Raw genomic sequence first — 12,767 nt, forward strand, 5'->3', positions numbered from 1 at the left:
GTGAGGCGTTTACCTTCCCCTCGGCTGCACTTAGGCTGCGCACATGGAATCGGCACAAGACTGGCACAGCGCAAAGGCGCTTTTGGAATGGCAGATCGAGCTGGGCGCGGTGGATGCAATTTCCGACGCCCCGGTGGATCGCTATGCCTTGGCACCGTCCGAACCGAAACCCGCGCCCGAAGCCCGAAAATCCACGCCAGTCGAACTGCCGAAACGGACCGCTCCAACACCGCCGCCTGCTGAACCCAAGATCGACTATGTCGCGCTGGCCAAACAAGCCGCCGCAGGGGCGCAGGATCTGGACGGGCTAAAGGCCGCGATGAAAGCCTTTGATGGTTGCGAGCTGAAGAAAGGCGCGCGCAATACCGTGATCTCTGACGGGAACCCCGCCGCGCGTGTGATGATCATCGGCGAAGCGCCGGGCCGGGACGAGGATATCGAGGGGCGCCCCTTCGTAGGCCGCGCCGGGCAGCTTCTGGACAAAATGTTTGCAGCCATCGGCATGGGACGCGACGTGCCCCTGTCGAAAGACGCCGTTTACATCACCAACGTCATGCCGTGGCGACCGCCGCAAAACCGCGACCCAAGCCCCGAGGAAATGGCCATGATGGTCCCCTTCCTTGAGCGTCACGTGCAACTTGTCGCGCCCGAGCTGATCGTCTTGATGGGCAACACACCGTGTCAGGCCGTCCTTGGAAAGCGCGGCATCGCCCGGATGCGAGGCACATGGGGCAGTCAGTGGGGTAAGCCGATCATGCCCATGTTCCACCCCGAATATTTGCTGCGCAACCCCGCTGCAAAACGCGAGGCATGGGCGGACCTTCTGGAAATCCAAGCGAAACTGAACGAGGGCGCATAGCCCATTAAAACAGGCCCCACCATGTCCAAAGTCCCCGCAGACAACCAACGCGAATTTATCCCCGTCCGCATCGCGGTTCTGACCGTGTCAGACAGCCGATCAATGGATCAGGACCGCTCGGGCGATACACTGGTGAAACGACTGGAAGCGACAGGGCATCTGCTGGCTGACCGCAAGATCATCCGCGACGAACGCGGCGAGATTGCGGATCAACTGCGGGCGTGGTCCTTGGATCCCGAAATCGACGTCGTCATCTCGACGGGCGGCACGGGCCTGACAGGTCGCGATGTTACGGTTGAGGCGCATCGTGATGTCTATGAAAAGGAAATCGAGGCCTTTGCGACGGTCTTCACCATCGTCTCGATGAAGAAGATCGGCACCTCGGCGGTGCAAAGCCGCGCCACGGGCGGTGTCGCCAACGGCACCTATTTCTTTGCCCTGCCCGGCAGCCCCGGCGCGTGCAAGGACGCGTGGGATGAAATTCTGGTGCATCAACTGGATTATCGCCACCATCCTTGCAACTTTGTCGAAATTTTCCCGCGCTTGGACGAACATAAGCGACGGAAGTAACCGACTAACAGTTTTGATCCGTAAGGATCACTTGGGCCGCACCCTTCGAAACTGTGACCACACGCCGCTTGCCCCGGCTTGTGACGCGCGTCAGGATGGTAGCGGATGACACGGAGAGTTTTATGCGATTTCTGGGACGCAGCCTGATCGGGCTTTTCCTTCTGGCCGCCACAATCGGCCTGTTGGCGATGGCTGGATTGATGGTGCAATCGGCCTTTAAGGCGCGTGCGGAACGTGACAACGCCGCCCCATCCGGGCGCGAGCGGGTGTTTTCCGCCAATGTGGTCACGCTAAAGCCCGCGACGATCACCCCTGTCCTGTCATCCTTCGGGGAACTCGCCACGCGTCGTGGCTTGGACATCCGCGCCCGCGCTTCAGGCACAGTGGTCGAAATGTCAGACGCCTTCGTAAACGGCGGACAGGTCACGGAAGGTGCGCTTTTGTTGCGGATCGACCCGACCGATTACAAAGCCACGCTGGATTTAGCGGATACCGATTTGACCCAATCTGAAGCCGAGTTGCGCGACGCCAAAGCTGCACTGGATTTGGCGCGTGACGATCTAGAGAACGCTCGCCGGCAGGCGACCTTGCGTGACGCGGCTCTAGCCCGACAAAACGACCTTGTTGCCCGTGGTGTCGGCACCGAAGCCGCAGTCGAGAACGCCGCGCTGGCCGCATCCACAGCCGCACAAGCAGTGCTGGGTAAACGGCAATCCGTCATCACCGCCGAAGCCCGTGTCGCCACCGCCGAGGCCAGCCTGTCACGCAGCCGCATCGCCCGCGACGAAGCCCAACGCCGCTTGAACGAGACCGAGATTCGCGCCGAGTTTTCAGGAACTTTGACCGATGTGACCATCCTGCGTGGGGGCCTTGTTACCGCGAACGAGAAACTGGGGCGGCTCGTCGACCCAAACAAGCTCGAAGTCGGGTTTCGTGTTTCGACCGCGCAATATGCCCGACTACTGGCAGATAACGGTGCGCTGGCGGACTTGCCGGTCAATATTCGGCTGGAAGCTACAGGTGTCGATCTAACGGCAACGGGTCGGGTGGCCCGCGAAAGCGCGGATGTGGGTGAAGGTCAAACAGGCCGGATGCTGTTTGCCAATCTGGACGCGACGCCGGGCCTGCGTCCGGGGGATTTCGTAACCGTCGAATTGTCCGAGCCTCCGCTTGAGCAGGTGGTGCGACTGCCTGCAACCGCATTGGATGCCAGTGGCAACATCCTGCTTTTGAACGATGAGGACCGGTTGGAAAGTGCGCAGGTGACACTTTTGCGCCGGCAAGGGGACGACGTGCTGGTCCGCGCTTCAGGGCTTAACGGGCGCGAGGCAATAACCAAACGCAGCCCGGTTCTGGGCGAAGGCATTCGCGTGCGCCCAGTGCGTGACGGCAAGCTGGCCCCAGAGGCAAAACCTGAAATGGTTGCGTTGGACCCCGACCGCATCGCCCTTTTGAAGAACTTCGTGGAAAGCAACAATCGGATGCCAGAATCCGCCCGCGACCGCATTCTGCGCCAGTTGGAAGAAGGCCAACTGCCCGCTGACACGCTGTCGCGGCTTGAACAACGGATGGGGAACTGATCCATGACCCCTGCCAACGGTATCCTGTCCTATTTCACCCGCCACGCGACAGTCGCCAACCTGCTGTTGGTGATCTTGATGGCGCTTGGCATCGCCAGCTATCCGCAGATGCGGGCTCAGTTTTTTCCGGATGTGGTGGTCGAGACCGTATCCGTAAACACCACATGGCAGGGCGCAGGTGCCGAGGACGTGGACACAGCCATCGTGCAGGTGTTGGAGCCTTCGCTTCTGGCAGTGGATGGAGTGTCCAGCGTCAGTTCGCGTGCCTTCGAGGGGCGCGCCAGAATCACGATGGAGTTTGAACCCGGTTGGGATGTAAACCAAGCCGCCGATGACATTCAGGTCGCAGTAGATGAAGTTACGGACCTGCCCGAGGACGCCGACACCCCGACCGTTCGGCGCGGCGCGTGGCGTGACAGCGTGACGGATGTCGTGATCTCGGGACCTGTCGCCATCGAACAGCTGGGCCGTTTCGCTGATGAAATGGTGATCCGCCTGTTTGAACGCGGCGTGACACGCACCACGATCCGCGGTTTTGCAGCCCCGCAAACCGTGGTCGAAGTGACATCCCTTTCGTTGATCGAAAACGACGTAACCATGGCCCAGATATCCGAGGTCATCGCAGGTGCCGTCAGCACGAACCCGGCGGGCAATGTATCCTCGGGCGCTGCGCGAGTGCGCACCGGTGACCCCAAGCGAACGCCTGATGACATCGCCGCACTGGTCCTGCGCGCCAATCCGGACGGGTCGAACCTGACCATCGGGGATGTCGCGTTGGTCCGCGTCGAAGGGGTGGACCGCAACAGATCTTATTTCGTGGGTGACGATCCAGCGATGGCGCTGAACGTCTCGCGATCAGCCCAAGGGGACGCGATTGAGCTGCAAGAAATCGTGGAAGAGATCCGCGACGAGATGCTGAAAACCCTGCCTGAAGGGGTCGAGATCGAGCTGATGCGCACCCGATCTGCCGCGATCTCGGCACGCTTGAAAATCCTAATGGAAAACGGGTTACAGGGTCTTGGGCTAGTGCTGCTGCTCTTGTTTTTGTTCCTGAACGCTCGGACAGCGTTCTGGGTGGCGGCAGGGATCCCCGTGGCCATGACCACCGCTATCTTCCTAATGTATATGTCCGGGATCACGATCAACATGATCTCGCTTTTTGCACTGATCATCACCCTAGGGATTGTCGTGGACGACGCCATCGTGGTGGGCGAGCACGCGGATTTCCGGGCGCGGCGGTTGGGGGAAGGACCCTTTACCGCCTCAGAAAACGCAGCGCGGCGGATGTTCCCACCAGTCTTTTCTGCCACCTTAACCACGATCATCGCGTTCTTCGGACTGACCTCGATCGGCGGACGGTTCGGAGACCTGATCACTGACATTCCCTTCACCGTGATCGTTGTTTTGGCAGCATCGCTGATCGAGTGTTTCCTTATATTGCCACACCACATGGCGCACGCGCTGACACACACAGCGAAAGAGCACTGGTATGACTGGCCCTCGCGGCAGGTAAACAAGGGCTTTCGCTGGGTCCGCGACAAAGGGTTCCGTCCCTTCATGGTCTTGGTGATCAAGGCCCGCTATCCAGTGATTGCAGCAACCATCCTGATCTTGGCCAGCCAAGCATCGATCTTTATTCGCGGCGACCTGACCTTCCGCTTTTTTAACGCACCCGAGCGGTCCACGATCACCGCGAATTTTGCCATGGCCGAAGGCGCAACCCGCGCAGACACACGCGCCATGTTGGGCAACGTACAGCGCGCGGTGGAAAAGACTGCAGCACAGTTTGAAGATGAACATGGCACAAACCCCGTGGCGCATGCACTGGCGCAAATTGGCGGCAATGCTGGGCGTGGATTGTCTGGCGTGGACAATAAGGATGGCGATTTGCTTGGCTCAATCGTGGTCGAGATGATCGACGCCGACCTGCGCCCCTATACCACCTTCGAGGTCGTGTCCGCACTGCAAGACGAGATCGTGAACCACCCTCTGCTGGAAGTCCTGTCCTTCCGCGGAGGCCGGTTCGGACCCGGCGGAGACAGCTTGGACGTGGATCTGTTCGGCGCCACGTCTGAAACCCTGAAGGCCGCCGCCGAGGACTTCAAAACGCAGCTGATCCAGTATCCCGAGGTTTCGGCGCTGGAAGACAGCCTGAGCTATGACAAAGAAGAACTGGTTCTGGACCTGACCGCACAGGGCAAGGCTCTGGGATTTACCATTGACGGCCTCAGCCGCGTTTTGCGCAACCGACTGAACGGGATCGAGGCCGCGACCTATCCCGAAGGTACGCGGTCCGCTGAAATAAGGGTGGAGCTGCCAGACAGAGAACGCTCTGCAGATTTCCTTGAACGGTTACAAATGCGCACGCCCGCCGGCGCCTATGTCAGCTTGGCGGATCTGGTGTCTGTGCAAACGCGCACCGGCTTTGCCACGGTCCAGCGTGAAAATGGCATTCGGATGGTCAATGTCTCGGGCGAGGTGGCCGAAGACAACCCGGCCCGCGCCGAAGAAATCCAGCGCACCATCGAAACCGAGATCTTGCCCGCGCTGGCCGAGACCCACTCGATCGAATACCGGATTGGCGGCTTGGCCGAACAGCAAAAGGACTTCCTGTCGGATGCCCGCACGGGTCTGGTTCTGGTGCTTTTGGGGATTTTCCTGACACTGGCGTGGATTTTCTCAAGCTGGACGCGGCCCTTGGTGGTGATGTCGATCATTCCTTTCGGACTGGTGGGTGCGATCTATGGGCATGTTCAATGGGATGTGCCCCTATCCATGTTCTCGGTCGTGGGGCTGATCGGGATGACGGGGATTATCATCAACGATTCCATTGTGTTGGTGACGACCATCGACGAATACGCAAAGGAACGTGGTATCATACCGGCCATTATCGAAGGTGCCGCTGATCGCTTGCGCGCAGTTATGCTGACAACGATGACCACCGTACTGGGGCTGATGCCGCTGTTGTATGAGCAATCCCGTCAGGCGCAGTTCCTGAAGCCCACGGTGATCACGCTGGTCTATGGGCTTGGGTTCGGGATGTTTCTGGTGCTGCTGATCGTGCCGTCGTTGATCGCCATTCAGACGGATATCGGGAAGATGCTGGCAACGCTGCGACGCCTTTGGAAAGGACGCGGGCGTTCTGCTGCCAAACCTGCGGTCCGCGTAACCGGACTGGCTGCGGGCGCGATGCTGTTGGCATTCTTTGGATCGGTGGCCCTGTGGGGCGCCACAAACGGGGCGATCCTGCGGGCAGTGTTGCTTTGTGGTGTGATTGCGGTGATCAGCATGGCTGTGGCCTATGCCGGGCAGAGGCGCGCTGGGTGATTTTTCTGGGTAGGGGCTTTGCCCCTCTGCGCTGCGCGCATTCACCCCAGGATACTTGAGACAAGAAAAAGAGAGGGGGCTAGCCTCTCTCAAGCATACGCTTTTCCTTGTACGACCATCGGCGGCCCCACCTGTACCGCATCCTTAGAATCGCACGATTTAGTTAGGGAAGCGTTTCGCACTTTTTCTTGTCAAAAATATCCCCGCCGGAGGCACAAATCCTGCCGAGCGCAGCGAGGCTACCTCCAAAGGTGGGAGGGCTAGTCGAATGTCCCCGTCACTCGGCCCAACAGCATGAACGCGCGCGCAGAACGGGTGTCAGCCAACGCCGCCAGATCCGCATCCGAGGCATTCTTTTCGAACTGTGCGAAAGTCTGGTCGAAACGGCGCAAGAAGTGGTGCACGGTGTCGCGGAAGATCGGATCCTTACGCATCCGTCCAGCGGTCAACGCCAACGACGAGCGATCCCGTACACCACCCAATGCGGCGATTCCTTTGCCACGCTCACCGGCAGCAAATTTGCGCCATACCTCGGGGCGGGCGCGGTCGGGGCGCAGGTCATCCATGTAGATACCGTCCTGCGACATCAGCGTCAGGATGTCCTGAGCGGCTTGAATCAGCCCGGCAACTTGACGGTCTTCCAGCGCGCGACGAAGGGCGCGGAAACCCTCGGCGTCTTCGGCGTGCTCGGGGAAGTGCATCGCGCGGATGAAATCCTCGATCGACAGGGGTGGGATCATATCCTCGGCGGGCGTGCCAAGTTCCAGCTTCGTTTGATCTTCCGGTTCCTTCGGCGCATCCTCGGCTCCCATCGCAGGGGCAATCGGTGCCGGGTGCGGATTGGTCAGGCTGGGCATGCCGGGGCGGATCGACACGAAGGTCGCCAGTGCCGTTTCCGTACGGCGCGAGACCTTGGCGATTTCTTCCAGTTTCTGTTCAACTTTGGACGCTTGCGCACTGTTGCCGCCCACGCCTTGCTGCTGTTGCAAATACGCCGTGCGCATTCCGTCAATCGCAGCTTTCAAGCGTGTGCTTTCTTCACGCATGATCCGGGCCGAGCGCATTGCCGCCACGGCCACCCAGATCATTGCAACAGGCATGGAAATCGCCACAACGACCATGATGAACCGCAAGGGGTCAAAGCCACTGTCGGATGATCCCGTCCCCATCACGATGAAAAACATCGCGCAGGCCGCCAACCACACGAAAGACAGCACAAGGCCAATCATTTCGGCCGCGCTAAGCGATGGCACTTCAGACAACAGGCCAAGTGGCGCGGTCCCTCTGGGGATCGGTTTTGGTGTGTCAGTCTTCTGAGGCTTGTCTGCCACGATCAGATCCAGTCGATACTCAGAATTTCATAGGCCTTTTCGCCACCTGGTGTGCGGACCTCGACGCTGTCGCCTTCTTCCTTGCCGATCAGGGCACGGGCGAGCGGTGACTTGATATTCAGCTTGCCGCTTTCGATATCCGCCTCGGGTTCGCCGACGATCTGATAGGTTTTCTCTTCATCCGTATCTTCGTCAACGATTGTGACGGTGGCCGAGAACTTGACCGTCCCCGACATATTGGCTGGGTCGATCACCTCGGCCAGCGACAGGATACCTTCTAGTTCCTTGATGCGGCCCTCGATAAAGCCCTGTTTTTCGCGGGCCGAGTGGTATTCGGCGTTTTCTTTCAGGTCGCCAAGCTCGCGTGCGGTGGCAATCGCCTCGATGATCGCGGGGCGTTCCACAGTCTTCAGCTGTTTCAACTCGTCATTCAGCGCGGTGTGACCCGCGCGGGTCAAAGGTATCTTTTCCATCAAACCTGTTCATTTCTGGTCGCCCGGCAGGGATGCCTGACAGCGTGTTCTCGTTACGGCTCGGTCGGGACGAAAATCTAGCAATCCGACGCGATTTGCAACGCCCTTGTTTGCCTGCATGTTTGGATCCGGAATGGATGATTCCAAACCGAAGCTGCCAGAGTCAGCGCAAACAAAGCCGTGGTTAGGCAATTTTGTCGGAAACTCACCCTTGTAACGTCGTGTCCTGATTGACCCGCCTTGTGCGTCAAGCTAACGATCTTGCGAAACGGATCGACCGGGGAAAAGATTATGAGCGACATCGAACGCGAAAGCATGGAATACGACGTGGTTATCGTGGGCGCAGGCCCCGCTGGCCTGTCCGCCGCCATTCGTCTGAAACAGCAAGACCCAGACCTTGAGGTCGTGGTGCTTGAGAAGGGCTCGGAAGTGGGCGCGCACATCCTGTCGGGTGCGGTGCTGGACACTTGCGGCTTGGACAAGCTGATCCCGGACTGGAAGGAAAAAGGCGCACCGATCAAGACGGAAGTGAAGAAAGACAACTTCCTAGTGCTTGGACCGGCAGGGCACATTCGCGTTCCGAACTGGCCGATGCCGCCCCTGATGAACAACCACGGCAAGTATATCGTGTCGATGGCGAATGTTTGCCGATGGATGGCCGAGCAGGCTGAAGAGCTGGGCGTAGAAATCTTCCCCGGCATGGCCGCATCAGAACTGGTCTATGGCGACAATGGCGAAGTAAAGGGCGTCGTTGCAGGCGTCTTTGGTCTGGAAGCCGACGGTTCCTATGGCCCAAACACCGAGCCGGGAATGGAGCTGCACGGCAAATACGTCTTCATCTCGGAAGGCGTTCGTGGATCGCTGGCGAAAGAAATCATCGCGAAATACGACCTGCAAGCAGGCCGTGACGTGCAGAAATTCGGCGTCGGCATGAAAGAGATCTGGGAGATCGACCCCGCCAAGCACCGCGAAGGCACCGTCACCCACACGATGGGCTGGCCGCTGGGCAAGAACGCGGGTGGTGGCTCGTTCATCTATCACCTTGAAAACAATCAGGTGTTTGTCGGCTTCGTGGTTCACCTGAACTATAAAAACCCGCATCTGTATCCTTACATGGAATTCCAGCGCTTCAAGCATCATCCCGAGATTGCCAAGCTCTTGGAAGGCGGCAAACGCGTGGCTTACGGCGCGCGTGCGATTTCGGAAGGTGGCTATCAGTCAATGCCGAAGGCCTCGTTCCCCGGTGGCGCACTACTGGGCTGCTCGGTTGGTTTGGTGAACGTGCCGCGCATCAAGGGCAACCACAACGCCATGTTGTCAGGCATCGCAGCGGCTGATGCAGCTGTGAAGGCCCTGAAAGAAGGCCGCTCCAGCGACGAGTTGAACGATTACGAAGAAGAACTGCGCACCGGCGAGGTCGCGAAAGACCTGAAGAAGGTCCGCAACGTCAAGCCACTGTGGTCGAAATACGGCCTGACCGCATCCTTGATGCTGGGCGGTCTGGACATGTGGGTTCAGTCAATCTCCAAATTCTCGCCCTTCGGCACGGTCAAGCACGGCAAATCGGATGCGGAAGCCACCGGAAAGGCTAAGGATTACCCGGAAATCGAATATCCGAAGCCCGATGGCAAGATCAGCTTTGATCGCCTGACCAACGTGTCCTTCGCGGCAACAAACCACGAAGAAAGCCAGCCCTGCCACCTGAAACTGGCCAACCCGGATCTGCCGATCTCGGTCAACCTGCCCGAGTTTGCAGAGCCTGCGCAGCGATATTGCCCGGCAGGCGTCTATGAAGTGGTCGAGGAAGACGGAAAAGACCCGCGCTTTGTGGTGAACTTCCAAAACTGCGTGCACTGCAAAACCTGCGACATCAAGGATCCAAGCCAGAACATCACCTGGACGGTTCCACAGGGCGGCGACGGACCGAACTATCCCAACATGTGATCGCAGGTGATCAAAAAAGCGATAAAGAGGGGCGGCCATGTGCTGCCCCTCATTGTTTTCAACTTGCAGGCACATTAGGTTTCACTGCAACTGAATCTGCTGCGACTTAAGGAATATGCCTTTGTTCCGCCTGACATCTTCGGCTCTGCGCCGTCTTGCTTTCCCTGCCCTTCTGGCCGCGCATTGCGCCGTGGGAACACCCACATTGGCCGACAACGCGTCGGGTGCTTACCTTGCCGCGCGCCACGCCGATCTGACGCGCAGCTTCCCGGAAATGGTCGAATACGGCACCCGTGCCGTTGCCCAGGATCCAGACAATCTGGACGTGCTGGAAGGCCTGGTCGTCGCCCAGATCGCACTGGGGAAACTGGACGATGCGCTGCCCTATGCGCGCCGGTTGGCCTCGGTCACCGAAGATAACCAAATCGCGGCACTGGTTCTGTTAGGTGAAGCGCTGAAAAATAACGATTGGGACTCCGCAACCGGGCTGGTGGGGGCTAAGGTTTCCATTGCTCCTGTGGTCGATCAAATGATTCAAGCGTGGATCCGCATCGGGCAAGGGAAGATGTCGGACGCGCTGACCATCTTTGACACGCTAAGCAAAGACGCCGCCAGTCTTGGTTTTACGCTGTACCATAAGGCCCTGGCATTGGCCTATGTCGGCGATTTCGAAGGCGCGGCCAGCATTCTGGGCGGCGAAAACGGCGCGCTGCAACTTAACCGCTCGGGCCTGTTTGCCCATGTGCAGACACTTAGCCAAAGCGACCGTCAGGAAGATGCGCTTGAGCTGCTGAAAGCGGCCCAATCGGGCCTGACCGATCCCGAGGTCGATCAGATCATCGCAGACCTTGAGGCCGGTAAAACGTTGGAGTTCGACGTCATCCAGTCCCCGCAGGATGGCATTGCCGAGCTTCTGTTTGCCGTCGCCGAAACCGTAGGTCCCGAAGGTGATCAGACCGGCATTCTGCTTTACAATCGACTGGCCGAGCATCTGGCCCCGACCCATGCAGGCGTTCTGGTGCTGTCGGCTCAGTTGCTTGAAGAAATGGGTCACCACGATTTGGCGATTGAAACATATGGCCGCGTTCCGCAAGACAGTTTCGCCTATCAGCACGCCGCCCTTGGCCGCACGGATGTGCTGCGCCGCGCGGATCGGCTGGACGAAGCGACAGGAGAGCTGCGCACATTGGCCGACGCTTTCCCCGGCACAGTCCGTTTCCGCGTGGCGCTTGGGGACACGCTGATGCAGCAAGACCGCTTTGCCGAGGCCCGAGAGGCCTATGATCTGGCCATCGAGCGGTTCGAGGTCGACCTGCCCGCCCAATGGCCTACCTATTTCCAGCGCGCCATTTCCGCCCACAAGCTGGACGACTGGACCGCCGCCGAGGCCGATTTCCGCAAGGCGCTGGAGCTCAGCCCTGAGCAACCCACTGTCTTGAACTATCTGGGCTATTCTCTGGTCGAACGACGCGAAAAGCTGGACGAAGCCTTGGGCATGATCGAACGCGCGGTCGCTGCCCGACCGGATCGCGGCTATATCGTCGACAGTCTGGGCTGGGTATTCTATCGCTTGGGCCGCTATGACGAGGCCGTCGAACAGATGGAACGCGCGGTCGAACTGGAGCCGGTAGAACCCATCTTGAACGACCATCTGGGTGACACCTATTGGGCCGTGGGCCGCAAGCGTGAGGCCGAGTTCCAATGGAGCCGCGCCCTGAGCTTCATCACCGATGACACCGACTTGACCGAGTTGGACCCCGACCGCATTCGCCGAAAGCTCGAGGTCGGGCTGGATGTGGTGCTGGAAGAAGAAGGGGCTGATCCCCTGCACACTTCCGAATGACCATCACCAAGGTTTTTGCACCTGCCAAGGTGAACCTGACCCTGCATGTCACAGGGCAAAGGCGTGACGGTTATCACCTGCTGGATAGCCTTGTGGTCTTTGCCGATGTGGGAGACCGGATCACCGTGATGCCTGCCGAAGCGAACCGCCTTGAAGTGATCGGCCCGAAAGCGACTGGCGTCCCAACGGATGGCACAAACCTTGTCGCCCGCGCGGCAGATTTGTTTGGCGTGCCTGTCCACATCGTCTTGTCGAAACATTTGCCAGTCGCCGCTGGAATTGGCGGCGGAAGCGCGGATGCAGCGGCGACCATTCTGGCGCTGTCGGACCTGTTGGGCGACACCCGCCTGCCGGAAGGCGTGGCCGAGCTGGGCGCGGATGTGCGTGTCTGCCTGATGCGGCAGGCAGCCCGGATGAGTGGAATTGGCGATGACGTCGCCCCCTGCCCCGGCCTGCCGCCTTTGTTTGCAGTCTTGGCGAATCCCGATGTGGATGTGCCGACCCCAGAAGTCTTCAAAGCTTTGGAAAACAAACAAAACCCGCCGATGCCCAAACGGATCCCGCAGGGTCTGAACACAGGGGCATTCATCGACTGGTTGGCCACGCAGCGCAATGATCTGGAGGCCCCGGCGATTGCACGGTCTGGGGTCATTCAGGACGTGTTGGACGCGCTGAGGGATCTGCCCGGCGCACGGCTGTCGAGGATGTCTGGTTCTGGGGCAACATGTTTTGCGTTGTTTGAAACAGAGGACGCCGCGCAAGCGGGTGCTGCGGCGCTGGCAAAGGCGCAGTCTGACTGGTGGGTGGAAGCGGCGAAACTGTCCTAGGGCTTTCGGTGGC

Annotated in this window: 9 protein-coding genes; 7 read left to right on the forward strand and 2 right to left on the reverse strand. The window is 59.5% G+C overall.

Annotation, left to right across the window (positions count from 1 at the left end):
• The first annotated feature begins 43 nt into the window (after positions 1-43).
• The 4 genes from ACXAH3_RS13585 (at position 44) to ACXAH3_RS13600 (ending at position 6,336) form a co-directional block, all read left to right on the forward strand.
• Positions 44-859 (forward strand): uracil-DNA glycosylase, encoded by an 816-nt coding sequence (locus tag ACXAH3_RS13585; protein WP_474862629.1) that lies wholly within the window; start codon positions 44-46, stop codon positions 857-859.
• Positions 860-880: 21 nt separating this feature from the next.
• Positions 881-1,429, forward strand: coding sequence for a molybdenum cofactor biosynthesis protein B (moaB, locus tag ACXAH3_RS13590; protein WP_474862630.1), 549 nt, complete (start codon positions 881-883; stop codon positions 1,427-1,429).
• A gap of 122 nt (positions 1,430-1,551) precedes the next feature.
• The gene (locus tag ACXAH3_RS13595) at positions 1,552-3,009 is read left to right on the forward strand and encodes an efflux RND transporter periplasmic adaptor subunit (RefSeq protein ID WP_474862631.1); all 1,458 of its coding nucleotides are present in this window, start codon (positions 1,552-1,554) and stop codon (positions 3,007-3,009) included.
• A gap of 3 nt (positions 3,010-3,012) precedes the next feature.
• Positions 3,013-6,336 carry an efflux RND transporter permease subunit gene (locus tag ACXAH3_RS13600; RefSeq protein ID WP_474862632.1) on the forward strand — a complete coding sequence of 1,108 codons (3,324 nt, stop codon included), beginning with the start codon at positions 3,013-3,015 and terminating at the stop codon, positions 6,334-6,336.
• Positions 6,337-6,596: 260 nt separating this feature from the next.
• Here the strand turns inward: ACXAH3_RS13600 and ACXAH3_RS13605 are convergent, their stop codons facing one another.
• Together ACXAH3_RS13605 and greA are read right to left on the reverse strand one after the other, a co-directional pair.
• Positions 6,597-7,667, reverse strand: coding sequence for a hypothetical protein (locus tag ACXAH3_RS13605; RefSeq protein ID WP_474862633.1), 1,071 nt, complete (start codon positions 7,665-7,667; stop codon positions 6,597-6,599).
• A gap of 2 nt (positions 7,668-7,669) precedes the next feature.
• Complete coding sequence (greA, locus tag ACXAH3_RS13610; protein WP_298561517.1) at positions 7,670-8,140, reverse strand: transcription elongation factor GreA; 471 nt, start codon at positions 8,138-8,140, stop codon at positions 7,670-7,672.
• Positions 8,141-8,431: 291 nt separating this feature from the next.
• On the opposite strand from greA, the gene ACXAH3_RS13615 reads away from it, so the two are divergent.
• The 3 genes from ACXAH3_RS13615 (at position 8,432) to ACXAH3_RS13625 (ending at position 12,754) form a co-directional block, all read left to right on the forward strand.
• Positions 8,432-10,084: an electron transfer flavoprotein-ubiquinone oxidoreductase gene (locus tag ACXAH3_RS13615; RefSeq protein WP_474862634.1), complete on the forward strand. Its 1,653-nt coding sequence runs from the start codon at positions 8,432-8,434 to the stop codon at positions 10,082-10,084.
• A gap of 121 nt (positions 10,085-10,205) precedes the next feature.
• Positions 10,206-11,927: a tetratricopeptide repeat protein gene (locus ACXAH3_RS13620; protein WP_474862635.1), complete on the forward strand. Its 1,722-nt coding sequence runs from the start codon at positions 10,206-10,208 to the stop codon at positions 11,925-11,927.
• The gene (locus ACXAH3_RS13625) at positions 11,924-12,754 is read left to right on the forward strand and encodes a 4-(cytidine 5'-diphospho)-2-C-methyl-D-erythritol kinase (protein ID WP_474862636.1); all 831 of its coding nucleotides are present in this window, start codon (positions 11,924-11,926) and stop codon (positions 12,752-12,754) included. Before ACXAH3_RS13620 ends, ACXAH3_RS13625 begins: the two co-directional genes overlap by 4 nt.
• Positions 12,755-12,767: the final 13 nt, after the last annotated feature.

The organism is Aliiroseovarius sp. ABM4_368, assembly GCF_056161205.1.

What these genes read in the sequence shown, in the direction of transcription:
- greA (WP_298561517.1), bottom strand. Translation starts at nt 8,140, where the DNA reads ATGGAAAAGATACCTTTGACCCGCGCGGGTCACACCGCGCTGAATGAC.
- ACXAH3_RS13615 (WP_474862634.1), top strand. Translation starts at nt 8,432, where the DNA reads ATGAGCGACATCGAACGCGAAAGCATGGAATACGACGTGGTTATCGTG.
- moaB (WP_474862630.1), top strand. Translation starts at nt 881, where the DNA reads ATGTCCAAAGTCCCCGCAGACAACCAACGCGAATTTATCCCCGTCCGC.
- ACXAH3_RS13585 (WP_474862629.1), top strand. Translation starts at nt 44, where the DNA reads ATGGAATCGGCACAAGACTGGCACAGCGCAAAGGCGCTTTTGGAATGG.
- ACXAH3_RS13625 (WP_474862636.1), top strand. Translation starts at nt 11,924, where the DNA reads ATGACCATCACCAAGGTTTTTGCACCTGCCAAGGTGAACCTGACCCTG.
- ACXAH3_RS13595 (WP_474862631.1), top strand. Translation starts at nt 1,552, where the DNA reads ATGCGATTTCTGGGACGCAGCCTGATCGGGCTTTTCCTTCTGGCCGCC.
- ACXAH3_RS13600 (WP_474862632.1), top strand. Translation starts at nt 3,013, where the DNA reads ATGACCCCTGCCAACGGTATCCTGTCCTATTTCACCCGCCACGCGACA.